Raw genomic sequence first — 19,873 nt, 5'->3', positions numbered from 1 at the left:
GACCGCACTATAAATTCACAGCGGTGGCGATCACCTTGGTCTCCAGGTATTCCTCGAAACCGGCGAGCCCCATCTCGCGGCCCACACCGGACTGCTTGTAGCCGCCGAACGGGGTGTCGGCGCTGTACCAGACACCGCCGTTGACGTTGACCGTCCCGGTCCGCAGCCGCGCGGCGACGCGGGCGGCACGCTCGGCCTGCCCCCACACCGTCGCCGACAACCCGTACGAGGAGTCGTTGGCGATGCGCACCGCATCGTCGTCGCCGTCGTGGGCCAACACCACCAGCACCGGTCCGAAGATCTCCTCGCGGGCCACCCGGGCGTCGTTGGTCAGCCGGCTGATCACCGTCGGCGCGACGAAGTAGCCGGGCCGGTCGAGGCGGGCACCCCCGCAGGCGAACGAACCCCCTTCGGCCAGCGCCAGATCCAGGTAGCCGCACACCCGGTCACGTTGGCGCGCCGAGATCAGCGGTCCGCACACGGTGGCCGGGTCGGTGGGGTCGCCGACCGGGACGGCCGCCATCGCCTCGGCCGCCGCGGCGACGCCCTCGTCGTAGCGGGCCCGCGGCACCACCAGGCGGGTGGTGAACGCACACCCCTGCCCGGCGTGCCGGGCCACCGCTGTCGCGGCCGCGGCGCAGGCGCGCGCGAGGTCGGCGTCGTCGAGCACCAGGAACGCCGACTTGCCGCCGAGTTCGAGGAACACCTTCTTGATGGTGTGCGCGGCGGACGTCATGACCGCGGCGCCGGTTGCCGTGGACCCGGTGAACGACACCATGTCCACCCGGGCGTCCTCGGCGAGAAGGGCGCCGACGCGCCGGTCGCTGGAGGTGACGACATTGACGACTCCGGACGGAAAGTCGGTACGCTCGGCGATGATTCGGCCGACATGCGCGGCGCACCACGGTGTCTCAGGTGCCGGCTTGAGGACGACGGTGTTGCCCGCGGCCAGCGCCGAGCCGAGCTTGGCGAGGTTGAGCTGATGCGGGAAGTTGAACGGCGTGATGGCCCCGACGACCCCGTACGGCTCGCGGTACAGCCGCCGGTGCGACGGGATGCCCATGGGGCTGGCCACCCCGAGATCGGTTGTCCACGAATAGTTCTCGGCGGTGCGGGCCGGGAACTCCAAGTCGTCGACGGGGCCTTGCAGATGTGGGCCGTGGGTGAAGGCGACCGGTGCGCCGACCTCCGCGACGGTGACGGCGCGCAGGTCCTCGATCTCGGCGTTCAGCGCATCACGCAACTGGCGCAGGCAGTGCACCCGCAGCGCGACGTCACGCGACCAATCGGTGTGGTCGAACGCGGTGCGCGCGGCCACGATGGCCCGGTCCATGTCGGCGGCGTCGGCGTCAGCCGCGGTCCCGAGGATCTCCTCGGTCGCCGGGTTGACCGTCGCGAAGGTTCCCGAGCCGCCGCCGCGCAGCGCCCCGCCGATGAGCAGTTCGGTCACAGCGGATCACGGGCGACCGGGCAGGACATGCAGCGCGGCCCACCCCGCCCGGTGCCGAGTTCGGCGGCCGCGATGGGCAGCACCTCGATGCCTGAATCCTCAAGTCGCGCATTGGTTTCGGTATTGCGCTCGTAGGCGACCACCACGCCTGGCGCCAGGGCCAGGGTGTTGTTCCCGTCGTCCCACTGTTCACGCTCGGCGGTCACCGGGTCCAGCCCGGTCTCGATGACCCGCAGCCGCTCGATACCCATCGCCTCGGCGGCCGCTTTTACGAACGGCGCCTCGTCGTGGATCCGCACACCGGTCGGGGTGCGGGTGATCGTGAACGCCGACAACGAGTCCTGGATCGCCGGGTACATCACCACGGCGTCGACGTCGACCATGGTGCACACGGTGTCGAGGTGCATCTGCGCGCGCTCCTGGGCGATCGGCACCGCCAGCACGGTGTGGGCCAGGTCGTCGTCGAACAGGCTGCGCGCCAACGCCTCCGCCCCGGCCGGGGTGGTGCGTTCACCCACCCCGACGGCGACCACACCCGGTGCCAGCAGCAGCACGTCGCCGCCTTCGACCGGGGCGGTGTGGGACTCGTAGGCCCGACGCACCCCGAGGAACCTCGGGTGATGGGCATAGATCATGTCGGTCAGCGAGGTTTCCCGCGCCCGGGCCGGCAACGCCAGCGACGTGATGGCCACCCGGGGCCCGATCCAGAACGATGAGTCCCTGGTGAACAGCAGATTCGGCAGCGGCTCGATGACGAAGTCCCCGCCGTGATGCATACGCCGCACCAGTGACGTGTCGGCCTTGGCGCTCGTCGGCAGTTCGGTGAACGTCATGCCCGCCGTCAACACATAGGCCAGATCGGCGGGTTCCAGACCGCGCAGGTAGGCCGAAAGTTCCTGCGCCAGAGGGTGTCCCAGGCGCCGCGAGTCGACGGCGGCGGCGATGCCCTGCATCCGGGCGGCTCCGCTGGCCAGCGCCTCGGTCAGCAGGTCCGACATCAGCAGCACTTCCACGCCGCGTGAGCGCAGCAGGTCGGCGAACGCGTCGTGCTCCTCCTGCGCGCGCGACACCCACGGCAGACCGTCGAACAACAGCTTGTCGTTGTTGCGCGGTGTCAGCCGTTGCAGCTCGGCGCCGGGGCGGTGCAGGATGACGACCCGCAGCGTCCCGACCTCGGAGTTGGAGCCCAGCACAGTCGAAGTCACAGCTAGCACCGTAACAAGCCCGGCGATCACCTCAACTATCGTTGAGCTGTGACCGAGCAGGAGCTGACGCCAGGCGAGCTGGCCGGAAGAGCCGGTGTGGCGATCTCGGCATTGCACTTCTACGAACGCGAAGGGCTGATCCGCAGCCGTCGCACCTCGGGTAACCAACGCCGCTATCCCCGCGAGACCCTGCGCCGGGTGGCCTTCATCAGAATGTCTCAGCGGCTGGGCATTCCGCTGGCCCGGGTGCGGGAAGCACTGGCGACACTGCCGACCGACCGGGTGCCGACCAGCCGGGACTGGGCCCGGCTGTCGGCGGGCTGGCGGGCCGACCTCGACGAGCGGATCGGGCACCTGCAGCGGCTGCGCGACAACCTGGCCGACTGCATCGGTTGCGGCTGCCTGAGCCTGCGCAGCTGTGCGCTGTCCAACCCGGAGGATGTGTTGGCCGGCCACGGTCCGGGCGCAGCCAAGCTCTAGCGTTTTCGAACAGACGTGCGATAACCTTGGGGGCGTGTCTGTGTCTGTTCAGGGCGCCTTGTTCGAGCACAGTCAGCGCCGCGACCTCGGCGCCGGCGCATGGCTCGACGTCCGCTCGTCGTGGGTCGACGACGACACCCTGTTCGAGCATCTGCTGACATCGGTGCCGTGGCGGGCCGAACGCAGGCAGATGTACGACCGCGTGCTCGACGTGCCGCGGCTGGTCAGTTTTCACGACCTCACCGCCGCACCCCCGCCGCATGCCGCGATCACCCGGCTGCGCCGCCGGCTCAACGACGTCTACGCCGGCGAACTCGGCGAGCCGTTCACCACCGCAGGGTTGTGCCTGTATCGCGACGGGTCGGACAGCGTCGCCTGGCATGGGGACACCGTGGGGCGCAGCAGCACTGAGGACACCATGGTCGCCATCGTCAGCCTCGGCGCAACCCGGGTTTTCGCCCTGCGCCCGCGCGGTGGCGGCCCGTCGCTACGGCTGCCGCAACATCATGGCGACCTGTTGGTGATGGGTGGTTCGTGTCAGCGCACCTGGGAGCACGCCGTCCCGAAGACCGCACTGCCGAAGGGTCCCCGAATCAGCATCCAGTTCCGGCCGCGCGACGTGCGCTGAGGTTAGTTGCGGATCGCGTTGACCCCGGCGACCAGCAGATCGCCCGCGCGTTTTGTATCCACCGGCGCGACCGGCTTGTCCGGCAGCACCAGCGGGTTGGCGGTGACGATCACCTGGTAGTCACCGAAGTGAGCGGAGTAGTTGTACACCTCGCCGGTGCGGGCCTGGTTGTTGATCACGGTCTGCAGCACCCGGTGCACACCGAGGGTCTGGGCACCGTTGATCGCGGGGGCGTCGACCGCCTCGACGGTCCCGCGCAGCGCACCCCCGCTGAACGACACCTTCTTGCAGTCGGCGCCGGGTTCGGTGACCGGTACCGGCTCGTTGGTCTCGACGGCGATGATGATGAAGCGGTTGCCCTGCCCCTCGGCCGAGACCGCCGCCATATTGCCCTTGGTGCCGGGCGGCACCAGCTGCCCGGTCGCGAACGCCGCGCATGCGGGCGGGTCGAACTTCAGCCCATCGGGCAGCTTCTGGCCGGTGAGCAGCTTCGGGTCGATGCCCGTTTTGGACACCTCGGTGACCTTGAACTCGGGGCCGAAACTCGCTTTCAGGGTCGACACCTTGGCGATGTCCGCGCCCTGCGGGCCACCACCCGATCCACATGCGGTCAACAGTCCGGCGCACAACACGGCGACCACGGCTCTCGGGTTCGACATCGCCGCCAATGTACCCAACGCGGCGGCGGTCAGCCGCGCAAGGCAGTCACCGTCTGGGTCAACAGGTCGTCGACGAAGCGGGTGTCCAGCGGCGGGTGCGCCGACCCCGGATCGGTGACGAGCGTGACGACGACGACGTGGCCGTCGAGGTAGGCCTGCGCGGTGGAGGCCTGCCCGTTGGTTTCGGAACCGGACTCGACAACAGTGCGGGTGGCGGTCGTCATCGCGACGGTGTCGGCGCCGTCGACGCGCGGCGGTTCGGCCAGCGTCACCGTGCCGCTGGTGTGGCCGAAGGTCATGGTCCACTGGCCGCACTCGTCGAGCAGTCCGGCGGCGGGTGGGCCTGCTGCGGCGACGACGACATAGATCGTCCCGCCGCGCCCGGAAGCCGAGTAGCCGCGTGCGCCGGCGTCGCCGGCGGCCGGGTCGGCCAGCGCCGCACAGGGCGCCGGTTCGGCGGTCCAGCCCGGTCCGAAACCCCACTGCCCGGCCGCGCTGACCGGGCCGACGACGTCGGCGATCTCATAGTCGGCGGGCAACAGGGGGCGGACGCGTTTGATGTTGGCAGGATCAACGGCCCGCGAGGCCGTCGGGCTCGGCGAGGTCGACGGTGTGGGCGCGGGCTGGCTCGCGCAGGAGGTCAGCCCGAGCACCAGGCCTACGCCGAGGGTCAGCCGCCTCACGCCGTCTTGATACCACCGATCGGTTGGCGCGTGCGGGCGCCTCGCGGGCATAGCCTGACGGCATGTGCACTCGCGTCTTGTGGAACACCAACGATCTCGCCGTCCTCACCGGCCGGAGCATGGACTGGCCGGAGCCGACTCAGCCCCTGCTCGTCGGCTTTCCCCGCGGCCGGGAGCGCAGCGGGATCGCCCCCGCCGGCCTGGTCGATGACCCGAACCCGTTGCGCTGGACCAGCCGCTACTCGAGTCTGGTGACGACGATCTACGGAGTGGGCACTGTCGACGGCTTCAACGAGGCGGGCCTGGCCGGCCACGGCCTGTACCTGGAGGCCAGCGACTACGGCGCGCGGGACGCGCAGAAGCCCGCACTGCAGGCCGGGCTGTGGTTGCAGTACCTGCTGGATCAGGCCGCCACCGTGGCCGAGGCGCTGGAGTTGATGAAACACGTCCAGCTGGTCAAGATCGAAGTCCGCGGCCACGAGGCGAACCTCCATGTCGCGCTGGAGGACACCGGCGGCGATTCGGCGATCATCGAGTTCGCCGAGGGCCGCCCGGTGATCCACCACGGCAGGCAGTTCACCTTGATGACGAACGACCCCACCTATGACGAGCAATTGAAACTTCTTGGTGCCCAGGACTTTTCGCACCCAAGCCGGGAGATGCCGCTTCCCGGCAACGTCAATGCCGTCGACCGGTTCCAGCGAGCCGCCTACTATTCGGCGCTGCTGCCGAAACCGAACTCGGAGCGCGAGGCGATCGCGGGGGTCATGGCGATCATGCGCAACGTCTCCGTTCCGTTCGGTGCCCCGTACGCCGAATTCGGCGTCTACAACACCGAGTACCGGACGGTCACCGATCTGACCAACCGGATGTACTTCTTCGAGCTGACCACCAGCCCGAGCATCATCTGGGCCGAGTTCGACCGGCTCAAGCTCAACGAGACCACCGGTTCGGTGGCCGTCGACCCATACGACACCTCGCTCGTCGGCGACGTGACCGACCACTTCCGTCCGGTCGAGCTGCCGTTCTAGCGGTTGCGCCGCCAGATCTCGGAGGACAGCAGCGTCGCGAACGAGCACCACAGCGGGTAGGGCGCCAGGGCGACGCCGAACTTCGGATCGGCGGCGCCGGCCCGCCGCGCCAGGTCGGCGCTGCTGATCGCCAGCGCGCCCGCGCCGAGCACCGACGCCCCGAGCTTGCGCTTGCCGAAGAACAGCCAGCTCCAGCCGGCATTGAGCACCAGGTTCGTGCCCAGCGCGGCGATGTAGGCGTTGGCTTTCGAGTCCTGGCCATCGGCGCGGAACCGGTCGATCGTCGCCGCCGAGGTCACGGCGATGTCGGCGTACAACGTCGTCCACGCGATCGGGAACGCCGCGTTGGGCGGGTTGAAGGGCGGCTTGCGCAGGGTCGGGTACCAGGTCTCGACGCCCTTACGGCTGGAGACGCTGCCCACGACTGCTGCCGCGGCGGTGGCAAGGGCTGTTCCCACGATGGTCTTACGCATTCCGCCAACGTACCCGAGGCCGCTGTTTCCCAATCCGCTCTCAGTGCCGCGGCCGGTGCCCGCCGACACTTCGCTTCGGCGCGTTCGGCGTCGCCGAGGATTGCGGGTGCGATCCGGCCCGGGCCGCCGACGGACGGGGCTTGGCCCCGGCGGCGCTGTTCGGTCGCGCCGAAGGCGGCCGTGGAGGCGACGACGGCGCGCCGGCGCCGGCCGGGGCGGTCGACGGGACTGTCGGGTCCCCCACCCCGAACATGCCGGCGCGGGCGGTGCCGAACGGGCGGCCGAAGCCGGCGTCCTGCAAGCCGTCGTCCAGACCCGTCGGGATGGCGGCCAGCAGGTTACGGATACCGGTGACCGGGTCGGCCACGATGCTCGGTTGCATGGGGGTGGGCACGCCGGGATTGGTCGCCCGGTCGTAGGCCCATTCGACGATGACCCGCAGCGGGGCGTCGAGCACGGCGAGGATCGGCGCCGGGACGCCGAGCTGTTGTAGCGGCATCAGCAGCGGCAGCAGGTGCGTCGGGACCATGTAGTAGCTGGTGTCACCGGTGGTGCCCTGGTACATCGAATCGGTGACGGGCGCGTCGTAGAAGAGGTGCAGATAGGCGATGCCGAGCAGCGCGTTGAGGTCGGCCACCAGGTTGAGCTGGCGTACCGGAGCGTCGGCCCATCCGTCGTACTGGCGCGCGATGTCGGCGGTCGGGAATCGGCAGTGGGTGCCGTCGGCATCGCAGGAGTCGGTCGGGGTCGCGCCGTCGAAGGTGATACCCAGTTGCGAGATGTAGGAGCCGTTAAAGCGTTGCAGGAAGCCACCATTGGGCCGGTTCGGGTTGCCGATCACCACGAACGACGCGTGCAACGGGGCGCCGTTGGAGTCGACGAGGGGCCGCCAGGTGCCGTCGGCATTGCGGTAGGTGTCGATGAGGTCGCGCTTGGCGATGCTGGCGATCCTGGCGCTCTGGGAGTATCCGAAAGCGACGTAGTCCGACGTCAGTTCCGGGGCGTTGTCGAAATAGTGGCCCTTGCACGACAACCGTCCCTGAAGGCAGTTCGACAGGTTGGCCACGCCCGTGGCGACCGAGGCGTCGAAATCGAGTGTGCCGTAGAGGGGCCAGAACTCCTCCGGCGTCTGCAGCGCGACCACGTTGTACCCGCCCGCGTCGGTGGCACCGCCCCGGGCGGGACCGGTCGGGCCGACGAAGAAGTTCATGGCCTGGTTGACGATGTCGGCGACCACTTGCGCGGGTTCGGCGAGCGGATAGGACGGCAACTGCCCGACCGGATTCTGCGCCGAACCGCCGAGCGTGGGACTGACCAGCGGATGCATCGTCCCGCCCATTATCAGAGCGGTGGTGGCCGTCAAATGAACGCCTATTGCGAACGGCGACAACAGAACGTAACCGGCTAACACGATCGTTGCTAGCGCAACCGTGGACAGCCGGTGAAGACCAAAACGCACAGCGCTCCTTTGCCCTATGCGTAACACCTGCTGGTGGCTTCGCCTGACCCACCGCCGCGACCCGCGTTACGTCTGCATCTTCGCAGCCCATCTGCATCGTGCCCCTGCCGCGGCCGGGCCGGGCAAAATCGGGCCTATTAACCAGCCGCGTGTCGCGACCGTCAGATTTGGCCGACTTCCGGCACAGTATTGATTCAGCAGAATTCGGGTCGCGAATCCTTTCCTGAGCACTAAGCTCACAATCGAATTCGGTCGCTGCCAGCGGTCGGCCACAGTAAATAAGGAGAAGTTCGTCCGATGCAGAAAATCACGGCGGTTGCGACAGCCGGGCTGGCCGCCATTTCACTGAGTGTCGCGCTCGTTGGCTGCGGCTCGAAGACCGAGACCAAGACGTCGACGACCACGTCGACCTCGACGTCCACCTCCACCTCGACGTCCACCAGCGCCAAGGCATCGCCGAGCCCGGCCGAATCGACCGGCAAGAACGAGACCATCCAGGATTACCTGAAGGCGAACCAGATTCAGGAGACGCCGGTTCACCGTGGTGATCCGGGTTCGCCGAACATCGACTTGCCGTTCCCGCCCGACTGGTCGGATGCCGGCCCGCAGACCCCGGAGTGGGCCTACGGCGCCATCGTCTACGACAAGCCGGCGACGCCGGACGATCCGCCGAGCATCATCGCGATCGTGTCCAAGCTGACCGGCAACGTCGACCCCGCGAAGATCCTCGAACTCGCACCGGGCGAGCTGAAGAACCTCCCCGACTACGAGCCGCTGGGTGACGACAACAAGAGCACCCTGAGCGGGTTCGACGCTATGCAGTTGGGCGGCAACTACGTCAAGGACGGCAAGAAGCGCATCATCGCGCAGAAGACCGTCGTGATCCCGACCGCCGACGGCCTCTACGTTCTGCAGTTGAACGCCGACGCGCTCGACGGGCAGGAGGGTGTCCTGATGGACGCCACCAGTGTGATCGACGAGAAGACGACGATCACTCCCTGATCGGAGTTCGTGGCGGCCGGCGCGATCGTGCGCCGGCCGCCACGGCCCCGGTCTCCGGGCTTCGGGAGGCATGAGATGAGTTCTGCGCAACCGCCCTATCCCGACGAGCCGGCACCCCCGGCCCGCGGACTGACCCGCGAAGAGCTTGGACCTGACGTGAGCCAGGCCCAGGCCGAAGCCGACGCTGAGACCTCAACGGGCAAGCGCCTGCTGAAGTCGATGAGTCCGCGGTTCGTGTGGTCGATGGCCGACGGCTATCCGGTCGTCATCAAGCAGTTCCTTCAGTTCTGTCTGATCCTGATCTATCCGGCGTGGGTCTTCGGCGTCCTGGCCTCGGCGGCCGTCTACTACACGGTGTACGGCGTGCTGTGGGTGGTCTTGAGCCCGCTTCGGTTGTGGATGAAGAAGAACCGGCCGGAGGACTACGCCGCGAGCCAGAGAAAGTAGTGGGCCTGTTCCGCCGCGATCAGGCACTCGAGGTCAGCGTCACCCCCGCTGTGGTTGTCCCGCGCCAGACCGTGACGGCGGCGATCACGGGTTCTGCCGACAAGGTCCGCTCGGCGAAAGTGGACTGGGGCTACACCAACTTCTTCCGGTATCACTGGGCGGGCCATGCCGATTCGGCCGCAGCCCAGGTGAGCGACGACCTGTGGCTCGCCGGCCAGGTGGGTACCAACTACGGCGGTGATCGTGACACCGACGAGTGGGTGAGCGTCGTGGTGGTCGATGTACCGATCGCGACAGGCGAATTCACCGGTGGTTCTTTCGATTTCAGGGTTCCGTCGTGGGCGCCGCCCTCGTCGAAGGAGATCGCGCGCTGGTCATGCCGGTTGACAATCGACCGCGGGGGCCGCGATGTCGAGACCCGCGGTGATTTCACCGTCGTCGTACGCCCGGAGGACGCATACGCCGGCGACGAGCCGACCGAGCGGTACTCCGGATCGGCCGAGACGGTGTTGGACATTGCGCTGTCGTCTCCGGTGTATGCCGCCGGTGAGATGGTGCGGGGGCAGGTCACACTGACCCCGACGGTCGACCTGCCCGACGGCGACCTCAGGGTGCGCTGGCAGCGCCATCGCGAGTCGCACCCGTTGACTCGAAACCCCTGTGCCACAGGACCTGTCGATGGGCCGCCGGTCAAGTTAGGCAAGGGAATTACGCTGCGCGCGGGCACTCCGATCACCGTGCCGTTCGCGTTTGCGTTGCCTGCTGACGCCGCGCCGACCGCCGCCGCGGTGCACTCGTCGATGTCGTGGGCCGTCGCCGCGGAGTTGTTCTACGCCGGGTTCACCAGCCACATGACCGAGCGGGTGCGCAAGACGATCGTCGTGGTGAACGCGCCGGCGTGAAGAACGATTCCTCAAGCAAAGGGAGCAGTCGTGAAGGCGGGATCATGCCCGGCTGAACGCCGAGGCGGCCGCCACCTGCTCGGCGGACGGCCGAATACCGGTGTAGCGCTCGAACTGTTCGGCGGCCTGCAGAGCGATCACCTCCGCCCCGGTGATCACCTGCTTGCCCGCCGCCCGGGCGGCCACGATCAACGGGGTCTCCGACGGGAGTGCCACGACATCGAAAACTGTTTGCGCCGAATCGATCACGGCATCGTCGAAGGCAGGCTCGTGGGACTCCGGGCCGCCGGACATACCGATCGGTGTGACGTTGACGATCACCGGCGCACGCAGATCCCCGACCTCAGCCCGCCAGTCGTAGCCCAGGCGTTCGGCGAGTTCGGCACCAGTCTGAGCATTGCGGGCCACGATCGTGCCCGCTCCGAAACCGCCATCGCGGAACGCGGTTGCCACGGCGCTGGCCATCCCGCCACTGCCGCGGATCAACACATGCCGCTTAGGGTCGAGACCATAGGAGGTGATCAGCCGCTGCACCGCGATGTAGTCGGTGTTGCTCGCAGTGAGCACGCCGTCGTCGTTGACGATCGTGTTGACCGCGGTGATGGCGCGCGCCGACTCGTCGACGTGGTCGACCAGCGTCAGCACGTCCTGCTTGAACGGCATAGACACCGAGCACCCCCGGATGCCCAGTGCACGCACGCCGCCGACCGCGGCCGCGATATCGGTTGTGGTGCAAGCCTTGTAGATGAAGTCCAGGCCCAGCTGGTCGTAAAGATAGTTGTGGAACCGGGTGCCGATATTGCTCGGGCGGGCAGCCAGCGAGATACACAGCCGGGTGTCTTTGTTCAGCGCCGGCTTGGCCACCTCAGCTCACCGCCTGGATCACTTGGCGGGCAACATCGCGGATCTCGCCCGCCAGGGCCGGGTCGATCTGCAGCGCATCGAGTTTCGGCACATCGAACACGGTGGTCACCACGCCCGGCTCGTCGCGCTCCCAGTGCGCACCGAAGCGATCCAGGATGGTGCGCATGGGCAAGTTATCGGACAGCACCCGCGCCGAGAACCGCTTCACTCCCCCGACGTGTGCGGCGATGGTCAGCGCATCCATCAGGAAATTACCGATGCCCCTGCCCTGGTAGGCGTCGCCGACGATGAAGGCGATCTCAGCGCTCGACACGTCGCCCTCGTCGCGGACGAACCGCACGTCGGCGACCACCGGACCGTCCGCCCCGTCGACCAGAACCCACACGAAGTGGTCCACATAGTCCACCTGGAACAGGTAGTTCATCAGCGCCATACTCGGCGCGCGAGTGGACATGAACCGGCGGTAGAGCGTTTCGGTGGAGAACTCGACCGGCCCGTGCGAGTTGCGTACGCTGTCGCCAGGCAGCACGGGCCGCAGAACCAGTTCGGTGCCGTCCTTGAGGACCACCGGGATCGGCGAGACGAACGCCGCCAACCGCTGTCGCGCGGTGCGCACCATCCGTTCGGTGATCCCCGGCAGTTCCGCCATCACCGCGAAGGCCACATCGTCGCCGATATAGCCGACCAGCGGCTCCGTGGTGACGACCGTCGCCGTGCGTGGGACGTCCCGCAACAGCGCGATCTCGCCGACGATCGCCCCCGCCGACACCTCGTCGAGGATCACCACCCCGTCCTCGCCGACGTGGCGCACCTCGGCCTTGCCGGACTGGATCAGCAGGAATGACACCGCCTGCTCGCCCTGGCGCATCAGCACCCGGCCGACCGGTGCCTGCAACGGACGCAGCAGGGTGGCCAGCACCTGCAAGTCCGCCGACGAGCAGCCGTCGAACACGTCCATCTCGGCCAGGGCCTCGGCGCGCAGCGCGATCAACTCGGGTGTGGCGCCCAACGCCGACGCCAGACCGCGCTCGCCGCCCTCCGCCGTCATCCGACCTCCGTAGTCATTGCCCCCGAGGGTACCCAGCGCCGCGAAACACCACGGGGTGTTTCACGGCACAGCCCACCGGTCGGCATTACTGTCAGATCGGCGAAAAGCAATGGCAGGGGGGAGTTGCGATGTCCGTTCGCTTCAGGCGGGCCGTGAGCACCGGCACAGCGATCGCCGTAGCCGCCGCAACTCTCATCCCCTGCGCGCTCGCCCCCGCTGCGGGACCGCTGCCGCACGGCGCAGTCCAGATGCCGGTGATGCTGACCGCCGCGATCGCCGACTCCTCGACCACGCTGGGCATCTCCGACCCGAACCTCTACCAACTCTCGCCTACCGAGATCGCCACCACCCTGGACACGCTGAAGGCGCTCGGCGTCACCGACATCCGGATCGCCGTCCCCTGGGCCGCGGTGCAGCCGTCCAACTCCACCACCTACGACTGGTCCAAACTCGACGAGGTGATCGACGCCGCCAGCGCCCGCGACATGGGCGTGCTCGGCGTCATCAGCGCCACCCCGTCGTGGGCCGGCACCCTGCTCATCGGTCACCCCGACCCGACGGATTACGCCACCTTCGCCTCCGCGGTCGCCACGCGTTACCAGGGCAAGATCTCCGCCTACGAGGTGTGGAATGAACCCAACGGCGCCACATTCTGGTCGCCGCCGGATGCGGCGTCCTACACCGAACTCCTGAAGGCCGCCTACCCCGCCATCAAGGCCGCCGACCCGAGCGCCACCGTGATCGCCGGGGTCCTCGGCGCCGTCAGCACCGTACCCGGGGTGACGCTGAACCCGGTCACCTTCCTCACGCAGATGTATGCCGATGGCGCCCACGGCTTCTTCGACGCGCTGTCCTATCACCCCTACCAGTACACGACCCCGTTCTCGCTGGGCACCGTCGCAGACTCCCCGCTGATGCAGACCGAGGCCATCCGCGCGCTGATGGCTGCCGCCGGCGACGGCTCCCTCACACTGTGGGCCACCGAATACGGGCTGCCCACCACCTGGGGGATCTCGGACGCCCAGCAGGCCGGCTTCATCCACGACTTCGTGGTGGCCTGGCAGCAGATCCAGGGCGCCGGCCCGATATTCATCCACACCACCAGAGACACTGCCACCGGAGCGTTCGGCGCAGAGGACAACTTCGGCATCTTCACCACCAACTGGACCGAAAAGCCTGCGGCCGAGACCATCGCGGAACTGATCTCCGAGCTGGCCGACGGCACGCTCGCCCCGTTCGACGTCACCCCTTACCTGCCGCAGAACGGCTTCCTGCAGGCCGTCGGAATCTTCGCCGGCCAGATCATCGAGCAGTTGCTCGTGGGTCCGAGGCTCGTCATCCAGGCCGTATGCGACTTGGTCAAGTCGTTGGTGAAGGTCGTCACCGGGCAGAGCTCCGCCGCAGCAGCAGCCACGGTGCGCTCGGCGGCCGCCGAGCCGAACACCGCGACAGTGACGGGACGATCCGCCCGCACGATCACCAAAACCACTGCTGCCCAATCACTCCGGCCCGCTGCTACCACGCCCAAACCCGCCGCTGCGGCACGCAAGCAGGCGACGGCCGCCAAGAGCAGCGACAGTCCCGGCACGACGACTCGCAGCAGCCACGGGGCGACCGGACGGTCCGGGCGCTGAGGCTACAGATGCTTGGATCGGTTGACGAACCGTCCGGCCCGGGGTGAAAACATCCATCCACCACCGGCTTTGGTTCCGCCGTCGACCGGGATGTTGTGGCCGGTGACGAACGCCGACTGGTCGGACGCCAGGAACAGTGCTACCCGGGCCTGATCGGCCGGCCGGCCCACCCGACCCACCGGCGCCCACGACTGCCAGAGATGCTCGGCGTCCTCGTAACCGGTCAGATAATCCACCTGCGGTGTCTGGGTGAGGTCGGTACCGATGCCGTTGACCCGCACGCCGTAGCGCCCGACGTCAACTGCAAGGCACGTAGTGAAGTGTGCGACAGCGGCTTTCATCGCGCCGTACACCGGATCGCGGGGGAACCCCCGCATCCCTTCGACGGAGTGGATGTTGACGACGCTGCCGGCGTGCGCCGCGATCATCGCAGGCAGGAAAGCCCGGGTCACCGCGAAGACGTGACGAAGGTTGATGTCGTACATCCGCTGCCAGGTGTCCGGCGTGGACTCCTCGAACGCCACCAGGGGGCGGTAGTCACCCACGTTGTTGACCAGCACGTCGACCCGCCCGTGCTCGGCGAGCACCGCATCGGCCAGCCGGATGACGTCGGCATCGTCGGTGACGTCGACGACATGACTGCGGATCGTGCCCTCGGCGGCGATCTGCTCGGCACGGTCCCGGTCGATCTCGGCGACCTCCACCGCCGCGCCGTGTTCGGCGAACAGTGTCGCGACCGCCGCGCCGATTCCTGCCCCGCCCCCGGTGACGACCGCAACCCGACCGTCCAGCAGGCGATTCCAGTCGGTGATGGGCGGTACGCCGGGCATCTCGCTCATAGCGGCGCAGCCTACGCCGGTCAGTACGCCAGCTGGTTCACTATCCCGGCGAACACCGACGGTAGTGCGACGGCCGCGGGCACGATCAGTGACCGCACCGGCTTGATCTCGCTGGCGTGCAACAAACCCGCGGTCAGCAGCCGGTAGCGCCGCGACATGTGCCGCCACTGCCGGTCGTAGTCCTGCGGCCGGTCGGCCGCCACGCAGTTAGCCAGCAGCTCGGCACCACCGAAGGCGATTCCCAGACCCTCACCGGTCAGCGCGTCGACGTAGCCGGCCGCGTCACCGACCAACATGACCCGGCCGGATCGCCTGGTTGAAACCCGTTGTTGCAGTGGGCCTGCGGCCCGGTCCCGGCCGTGCGCCAGGCTGCTCACCCGATCCCGCAGCGCGGCGAATTCGGCCAGGTGGTCGTCGAACGATCCCTGCCGCGATGTCAGGATCGCGATACCGACGCAGTCGTCGGCGACCGGAGTGACATACGCTTCGGCGTCCTCACCCCAGTAGACCTCGACGGTGTCGCTCCACGGCGCGGTGTGGACGTGGCGGCGCACTCCCCATCGCCGTGAGCCACGACTGGGCCGGGCCAGCCCCATAGCACGGCGGATCGGTGAGTGCAGTCCGTCGGCGGCGGCGAGATAGCGGGCGCGGAACTCACCGCAGTACACCGCGTCGGCGTCCTGGCGCACCGTGCCGATATCACCGTTGACCACCCGCACACCTGCCGCCGACACGGCGTCGCGCAGGGCGCTGTGCAGGGCGGTACGCCGCACACCCAGGCCCGAACCGGACTTGAACGGTGCCTCGATGCGCCGCTGTGCGTCGAGGTAGGCGACGCCCCGAAAGGGCTTGCCGTGCAACGTGACACCCAGCTTCGCCAGTTGCGCGACGGTATGAGGCATGAGGCCCTCGCCGCAGGCCTTGTCGATGACACCGGAGCGGCGTTCGACGACGGTGACCTGCAGACCGGCCTGAGCGGCATACAGGGCGGTGGCCAGTCCGGCCGGGCCGCCGCCTGCCACCAGGAGGTCGATCATCTCAGGCTCGCCAGCGCGGTGTTCTCGGTCTGGATGCGGGTGCGCAGCAGTGCGGCATTGAGGACGGTGAACACCAGCGCGGTGATCCAGGCGCTGTGCACCAACGGCAGGGCGATGCCTTCGGCGACGACGGCCACATAGTTGGGGTGCGAGAAGTAGCGGTAGGGGCCGCCGGAGACGCGCGGCGCACCGGGCACCACCACCACCCTGGTGTTCCACTGCGGGCCCAGCGTGGTGATACACCACCACCGAAGCCCTTGGGCGGCAACCACTATCGCCAGCATCGGCCAGCCCAGCGCGGGCAGGAACGGCCGGTGGGCGGCGAGGACCTCGACGAGGCAGCCGAGCAGCAGGGCGGTGTGCAGCACCACCATCACCGGGTAGTGGCTCGCGCCGAACTCCACCCCGCCGCGTTCGCGGCTCCACGCCAGGTTGCGCCGGGAGACCACCAGTTCGGCGAGCCGCTCGAGTGCGACCGCTGCCAGCAGCAGTACGTACCAGATCATCAGTGCCAGCGCAGCAGCAACAGCTCGGAGCAGAAACCCGGCCCCATTGCCATCATCACGCCAGGACTTCCGCTCGGCGGCCGCTTGGCGATGGTGTCACGCAGGACGTGCAGCACCGACGACGAGGAGACGTTGCCGATCTCGGCCAGCGAGCGCCAGGTCAGCTCCAGCGCATCCTCGGGCAGGTCCAGGCTGGACACGATGGCCTCGATGATCTTCGGGCCGCCGGGATGGCTCACCCACGCGCCGATGTCGTCCATCGTATGGCCATGGGCGCCAAGGAATTCGGTGACGTCGTCGTACAGGTAGCGTTCGATGGTCGCGGGCAGGTCCGCCGACAGCACCAGCTCCAGACCGGATGCGCTGACATCCCATCCCATGGTGCGCAGCGAGTCCGGGTAGAGGTGGCTGCGCGAGTCCAGCACGTCGGGACCCGACGCACCGATCTGCTCCGCCTTGCGCTCACCGACCGCGACGACCGCCGCGGCGCCGTCGGCGAACAGGGCGCTGCCGACCAGGCTGGCCATCGCCGGTTTGGCGCCGGGGAAGGTCAGCGAGCACAGCTCCACCGACACCAGCACCGCCACCCCGTCGGGGGCGCCGCGCAGGTAGTCGTGCATCCGCGCCACACCGGCCGCGCCCGCCACGCATCCGAGGCCGAACAGCGGCACCCGCTTGACGTCGGGCCGCATGCCCAGCTTGCTGGCGATCCTGGCGTCCAGCGACGGCACCACGATGCCGGTGACCGTGGTCGAGATGATGACGTCGACATCCTCGGGACGCAGGCGGGCTTCCTCGAGCGCACCGGCGACGGCCGCACTGCCGAGCTCCACCGCGTGCTCGATGAACAGGGTGTTGGCTTCGCCGAAATCGGTCAGCGAGGGGTAGCGCTCCAGCGGGAGCACGAAGTGGCGGTTGTTGACCTTGGCGCTGCGGTGCAGGCTGCGCACGATCTCGTCGTACTCGCTGTAGCCGGGGAGCTGCAGGAACGCCTCGGTGATCTCTGCCTGGCTGTAGCGAAGCGGAGGCAATTCGCCGCGGACTCCGGCGATAACAGACTTTGTTGGCATGTCTTGAACACGATCCTGGGAGCGGGGAGGTTCAGCTGTCTGGCGTGGGGACCGTTTGTTGGACACCCTCTACAGTATTGTCAGCCGCACCGCTCTTTGCTGCCGGCAGGGCGGCTCCGTCATGTATCTGTAAGCGCTGATGGACCTTGACCAGCGGTTTTGGCGCCCACCAGTTCCATCTGCCCATCACATGCATGAACGCCGGCACCAGGATCAGGCGCACCAGGGTCGCATCCGCGAGCACAGCCAGGGTCAGGCCCAGCCCGAACATCCGCATGAATGACACGTGCGCGGCGATCAGGGCGGCGAACGAGATCGCCATGATCAACGCCGCTGCGGTGATCACCCGGCCGGTGTGGGCCACCCCGAGGGCGACGCTTTCGTCGTTGTCGGCGCCGGTCTGTGGGGAGGCCAGCCAGAACTCCCGGATACGGGAGACCAGGAACACCTCGTAGTCCATCGACAGCCCGAACGCGATGCAGAACAGCAGCACCGGGATGTTGGCCACCAGGGTGCCGGTGGACGTGGTCCCGAACGCCCCGAGATTGCCGTCCTGGAAGATCCACACCATCGCGCCGAAGGCGGCCGACAGCGACAGGACGTTGAGCAGCAGCGCCTTGACCGGCAGCACCACACTGCCGGTCAGCAGGAACAGCAGCACCAGCGTGATCGCCGCAATCAGGCCGAGCACCAGCGGCAGCCGGGAGGCTATTGCGTTCACGCTGTCGCGGTTGGTCTGGGCGGTTCCGGTGAATTCGACGGTGCGTCCGTCGGGGGTGGGCACGGCGTGCAGCTTGTCGAGCTGGTGCTCAGAGCGGTCGGAGAACAGCGGGGCCGTGCTGTCGACGGTCAGCAGTGTGCTGCCCGACGCCTGTCCGGTCGCCGAGGTCGGCGGCCCCACCACCTTTCCCTCGACGAACGCTCCCGTTGGCGCGGATACCGACACCACGTCGGGCGCCCGGGACAGGTCGGCCGCGTAGCGCGACACGTCCTCGGCGGTCAGCCCGTCGGAATTCAGGATGACGACCGGCACGGCCGTCTCGAAATTCGTGGCGAAGTCGCGCCGCAGCTGATCGCCCACCTGATGTGCTGACGCCGACTGGGGCAACACCCGGTCATCGGGGAAACCGGGCCGCACCCCGAGGAACGGGATGCCCAGAACCAGCAGTACCGCGACACCCACCAGGCCGATCGGGATGGCACGCTTCATCACGAATTTCGTTGAGCGATACCAGAATTGCTCCTGCACGGGCTTGACGGCAGGTTCGGGTCTGTTGCGGATCCGACGGAAGAAGCGCCGGACGTCGAGCGAATCGAGCCGATCGCCGAGCAGCATGATCGCCGCCGGGGTGATCACGATGGCGGCCAGCGCAGCGAACGCGACGGTGGCGACCCCGGCGTAGGCGAACGACCGCAGGAAGTTCATCGGGAACGCGACCATGACCGCCATGGACAGCGCCACCGTCGTCGCCGAGAAGATCACCGTGCGGCCGGCCGACATCATGGTCCTGGTCAGCGCCAGTTCGCGGGGTGCCCCTTCGGCCAGTTCGTCGCGGTAGCGGCTGATCATCAGCAGGGTGTAGTCGATGGCCAGCGCGAGGCCCATCGCGGTGGCGAGGTTGAGCGCGAAGATCGACACCTCGGTGAAGTAGGTGGTCACCCGCAGCACGGCCAGCGATCCCAGGATCGCCATGAGTCCGACGGCGACGGGCAGCGCGGCCGCGAACATGCCGCCGAACACCCAGACCAGCACGAGGAAGCTCAGCGGCAGGACGATCGACTCCATCAGCAGCAGGTCGTGCTTGGACTGCTCGGTGACCTGGAGGTTGACCATCGCGGTTCCACCGGAGCGGACCACGATCCCGTCCGAGTCGCGGGCGATCTCCTCGGTCAGCGTCTTGGTATAGCCCTGCTGCTTGTCCACCGGGCCGACGATCCCCGTGACGATCAGCCCGGACTTCTTGTCGGTGCTGATCAGGGCGGCAGCTGCAGGCGGCGGCGAGGTCCACGCCGAGGTGATGGCGGCGACGTGCCCGGATCGCTGCAGCCGGTCGATGACGTCGGTGGCCGCGGCGCGGGCTTGCGGGCTGTCGAAGCGGTCCGGCGCGCTGATCACGACCAGCAGCTGGACGTCACCCTGACCGAACTTGTCGGTGAGCAGGGTGGCCGTTCGAGACGACTCCGCGGTCGGGTCCTGCAGGCCGCCCGGGGACAGATGGGTGGCCACCGGGATCCCGAAGATACCGATGGCAACCATGACGAGCACCGCGACCGCGATCACTCGCCGCGGCGCCGCGATGGCGAGCCGGGCGATCGCTTGCAGCAATGTTTCGTCCTTCGGTTATCGGTGACGTCCTGAACCTGATACGTACACCAAGGTCCGCGAGTTCACCGCCGCTTTCCCGGCGATGGTAGCCAGTGCGGCACGCCGGCGGGGTGCCGCCCCGGGCCGTACA

General features: G+C 68.2%; 20 protein-coding genes. 7 read left to right on the top strand and 13 right to left on the bottom strand.

The window, feature by feature from the left end; genetic code table 11:
* Positions 1 to 7: 7 nt before the first annotated feature.
* Both HBE64_RS04280 and arcA read right to left on the bottom strand, forming a co-directional pair.
* On the bottom strand, positions 8 to 1,450 hold the full coding sequence (locus tag HBE64_RS04280; RefSeq protein ID WP_167098133.1) for an aldehyde dehydrogenase: 1,443 nt from the start codon (positions 1,448 to 1,450) through the stop codon (positions 8 to 10).
* A complete protein-coding gene (arcA, locus tag HBE64_RS04275) occupies positions 1,447 to 2,643 on the bottom strand; it encodes an arginine deiminase (RefSeq protein ID WP_167108634.1) in 1,197 nt (398 codons plus the stop codon). The genes HBE64_RS04280 and arcA overlap by 4 nt, the downstream gene beginning before the upstream one ends.
* A 60-nt stretch (positions 2,644 to 2,703) precedes the next feature.
* On the opposite strand from arcA, the gene soxR reads away from it, so the two are divergent.
* Together soxR and HBE64_RS04265 are read left to right on the top strand one after the other, a co-directional pair.
* On the top strand, positions 2,704 to 3,135 hold the full coding sequence (soxR, locus tag HBE64_RS04270; protein ID WP_167098130.1) for a redox-sensitive transcriptional activator SoxR: 432 nt from the start codon (positions 2,704 to 2,706) through the stop codon (positions 3,133 to 3,135).
* Between the two features lie 34 nt (positions 3,136 to 3,169).
* On the top strand, positions 3,170 to 3,763 hold the full coding sequence (locus HBE64_RS04265; RefSeq protein WP_208300561.1) for an alpha-ketoglutarate-dependent dioxygenase AlkB: 594 nt from the start codon (positions 3,170 to 3,172) through the stop codon (positions 3,761 to 3,763).
* Between the two features lie 2 nt (positions 3,764 to 3,765).
* Here HBE64_RS04265 and HBE64_RS04260 read toward each other — a convergent pair whose 3' ends face one another.
* Both HBE64_RS04260 and HBE64_RS04255 read right to left on the bottom strand, forming a co-directional pair.
* Positions 3,766 to 4,422, bottom strand: coding sequence for a DUF5642 family protein (locus tag HBE64_RS04260; protein ID WP_167098124.1), 657 nt, complete (start codon positions 4,420 to 4,422; stop codon positions 3,766 to 3,768).
* A 29-nt stretch (positions 4,423 to 4,451) separates the two neighbouring features.
* Complete coding sequence (locus tag HBE64_RS04255; protein ID WP_243841489.1) at positions 4,452 to 5,105, bottom strand: DUF5642 family protein; 654 nt, start codon at positions 5,103 to 5,105, stop codon at positions 4,452 to 4,454.
* A gap of 62 nt (positions 5,106 to 5,167) precedes the next feature.
* On the opposite strand from HBE64_RS04255, the gene HBE64_RS04250 reads away from it, so the two are divergent.
* Positions 5,168 to 6,136, top strand: coding sequence for a linear amide C-N hydrolase (locus HBE64_RS04250; protein ID WP_167098118.1), 969 nt, complete (start codon positions 5,168 to 5,170; stop codon positions 6,134 to 6,136).
* Here the strand turns inward: HBE64_RS04250 and HBE64_RS04245 are convergent.
* The gene (locus HBE64_RS04245) at positions 6,133 to 6,609 is read right to left on the bottom strand and encodes a TspO/MBR family protein (protein WP_167098114.1); all 477 of its coding nucleotides are present in this window, start codon (positions 6,607 to 6,609) and stop codon (positions 6,133 to 6,135) included. The two genes, HBE64_RS04250 and HBE64_RS04245, sit on opposite strands and share 4 nt — an antisense overlap.
* Positions 6,610 to 6,649: 40 nt before the next feature.
* Positions 6,650 to 7,972, bottom strand: coding sequence for a PE-PPE domain-containing protein (locus HBE64_RS04240; protein WP_208300560.1), 1,323 nt, complete (start codon positions 7,970 to 7,972; stop codon positions 6,650 to 6,652).
* 393 nt (positions 7,973 to 8,365) lie between these two features.
* On the opposite strand from HBE64_RS04240, the gene HBE64_RS04235 reads away from it, so the two are divergent.
* The 3 genes from HBE64_RS04235 (at position 8,366) to HBE64_RS04225 (ending at position 10,419) form a co-directional block, all read left to right on the top strand.
* Positions 8,366 to 9,070, top strand: a complete 705-nt coding sequence (locus tag HBE64_RS04235) for an LpqN/LpqT family lipoprotein (protein ID WP_167098107.1) — start codon at positions 8,366 to 8,368, stop codon at positions 9,068 to 9,070.
* Between the two features lie 75 nt (positions 9,071 to 9,145).
* Positions 9,146 to 9,517 (top strand): hypothetical protein, encoded by a 372-nt coding sequence (locus HBE64_RS04230; RefSeq protein WP_167098103.1) that lies wholly within the window; start codon positions 9,146 to 9,148, stop codon positions 9,515 to 9,517.
* Positions 9,517 to 10,419 (top strand): hypothetical protein, encoded by a 903-nt coding sequence (locus tag HBE64_RS04225; protein ID WP_167098100.1) that lies wholly within the window; start codon positions 9,517 to 9,519, stop codon positions 10,417 to 10,419. Before HBE64_RS04230 ends, HBE64_RS04225 begins: the two co-directional genes overlap by 1 nt.
* Before the next feature lie 42 nt (positions 10,420 to 10,461).
* Here the strand turns inward: HBE64_RS04225 and HBE64_RS04220 are convergent, their stop codons facing one another.
* Together HBE64_RS04220 and HBE64_RS04215 are read right to left on the bottom strand one after the other, a co-directional pair.
* Entirely contained in the window at positions 10,462 to 11,283 is an 822-nt protein-coding gene (locus HBE64_RS04220) for a shikimate 5-dehydrogenase (protein ID WP_167098097.1), read from the bottom strand.
* A 1-nt stretch (position 11,284) separates the two neighbouring features.
* The gene (locus HBE64_RS04215) at positions 11,285 to 12,331 is read right to left on the bottom strand and encodes a GNAT family N-acetyltransferase (RefSeq protein ID WP_167098094.1); all 1,047 of its coding nucleotides are present in this window, start codon (positions 12,329 to 12,331) and stop codon (positions 11,285 to 11,287) included.
* A gap of 128 nt (positions 12,332 to 12,459) precedes the next feature.
* On the opposite strand from HBE64_RS04215, the gene HBE64_RS04210 reads away from it, so the two are divergent.
* A complete protein-coding gene (locus HBE64_RS04210; protein ID WP_167098091.1) occupies positions 12,460 to 13,965 on the top strand; it encodes a cellulase family glycosylhydrolase in 1,506 nt (501 codons plus the stop codon).
* Positions 13,966 to 13,967: 2 nt separating this feature from the next.
* On the opposite strand, the gene HBE64_RS04205 is transcribed toward HBE64_RS04210, so the two are convergent.
* From HBE64_RS04205 to HBE64_RS04185, 5 genes are read right to left on the bottom strand one after another with little or no spacing between them, the layout of a single operon-like run.
* The gene (locus HBE64_RS04205) at positions 13,968 to 14,804 is read right to left on the bottom strand and encodes an SDR family NAD(P)-dependent oxidoreductase (protein WP_243841488.1); all 837 of its coding nucleotides are present in this window, start codon (positions 14,802 to 14,804) and stop codon (positions 13,968 to 13,970) included.
* A 20-nt stretch (positions 14,805 to 14,824) separates the two neighbouring features.
* Positions 14,825 to 15,841, bottom strand: a complete 1,017-nt coding sequence (locus HBE64_RS04200; RefSeq protein ID WP_167098088.1) for an NAD(P)/FAD-dependent oxidoreductase — start codon at positions 15,839 to 15,841, stop codon at positions 14,825 to 14,827.
* The gene (locus HBE64_RS04195; protein WP_167098085.1) at positions 15,838 to 16,347 is read right to left on the bottom strand and encodes an isoprenylcysteine carboxyl methyltransferase family protein; all 510 of its coding nucleotides are present in this window, start codon (positions 16,345 to 16,347) and stop codon (positions 15,838 to 15,840) included. Before HBE64_RS04195 ends, HBE64_RS04200 begins: the two co-directional genes overlap by 4 nt.
* Positions 16,347 to 17,417, bottom strand: a complete 1,071-nt coding sequence (locus tag HBE64_RS04190) for a type III polyketide synthase (RefSeq protein ID WP_167098082.1) — start codon at positions 17,415 to 17,417, stop codon at positions 16,347 to 16,349. Before HBE64_RS04190 ends, HBE64_RS04195 begins: the two co-directional genes overlap by 1 nt.
* A gap of 31 nt (positions 17,418 to 17,448) precedes the next feature.
* Complete coding sequence (locus HBE64_RS04185) at positions 17,449 to 19,743, bottom strand: MMPL family transporter (protein ID WP_167098079.1); 2,295 nt, start codon at positions 19,741 to 19,743, stop codon at positions 17,449 to 17,451.
* Positions 19,744 to 19,873: the final 130 nt, after the last annotated feature.

The sequence above is a fragment of the Mycobacterium sp. DL592 genome (assembly GCF_011694515.1).
Taxonomy (GTDB): Bacteria; Actinomycetota; Actinomycetes; order Mycobacteriales; family Mycobacteriaceae; genus Mycobacterium.
This window is presented reverse-complemented; position numbering and strand designations above follow the sequence as displayed.

What these genes read in the sequence shown, in the direction of transcription:
- HBE64_RS04260 (WP_167098124.1), bottom strand. Translation starts at nt 4,422, where the DNA reads ATGTCGAACCCGAGAGCCGTGGTCGCCGTGTTGTGCGCCGGACTGTTG.
- HBE64_RS04190 (WP_167098082.1), bottom strand. Translation starts at nt 17,417, where the DNA reads ATGCCAACAAAGTCTGTTATCGCCGGAGTCCGCGGCGAATTGCCTCCG.
- HBE64_RS04205 (WP_243841488.1), bottom strand. Translation starts at nt 14,804, where the DNA reads ATGAGCGAGATGCCCGGCGTACCGCCCATCACCGACTGGAATCGCCTG.
- HBE64_RS04210 (WP_167098091.1), top strand. Translation starts at nt 12,460, where the DNA reads ATGTCCGTTCGCTTCAGGCGGGCCGTGAGCACCGGCACAGCGATCGCC.
- HBE64_RS04245 (WP_167098114.1), bottom strand. Translation starts at nt 6,609, where the DNA reads ATGCGTAAGACCATCGTGGGAACAGCCCTTGCCACCGCCGCGGCAGCA.
- HBE64_RS04230 (WP_167098103.1), top strand. Translation starts at nt 9,146, where the DNA reads ATGAGTTCTGCGCAACCGCCCTATCCCGACGAGCCGGCACCCCCGGCC.
- HBE64_RS04195 (WP_167098085.1), bottom strand. Translation starts at nt 16,347, where the DNA reads ATGATCTGGTACGTACTGCTGCTGGCAGCGGTCGCACTCGAGCGGCTC.
- HBE64_RS04235 (WP_167098107.1), top strand. Translation starts at nt 8,366, where the DNA reads ATGCAGAAAATCACGGCGGTTGCGACAGCCGGGCTGGCCGCCATTTCA.
- HBE64_RS04250 (WP_167098118.1), top strand. Translation starts at nt 5,168, where the DNA reads ATGTGCACTCGCGTCTTGTGGAACACCAACGATCTCGCCGTCCTCACC.
- HBE64_RS04200 (WP_167098088.1), bottom strand. Translation starts at nt 15,841, where the DNA reads ATGATCGACCTCCTGGTGGCAGGCGGCGGCCCGGCCGGACTGGCCACC.
- HBE64_RS04215 (WP_167098094.1), bottom strand. Translation starts at nt 12,331, where the DNA reads ATGACGGCGGAGGGCGGCGAGCGCGGTCTGGCGTCGGCGTTGGGCGCC.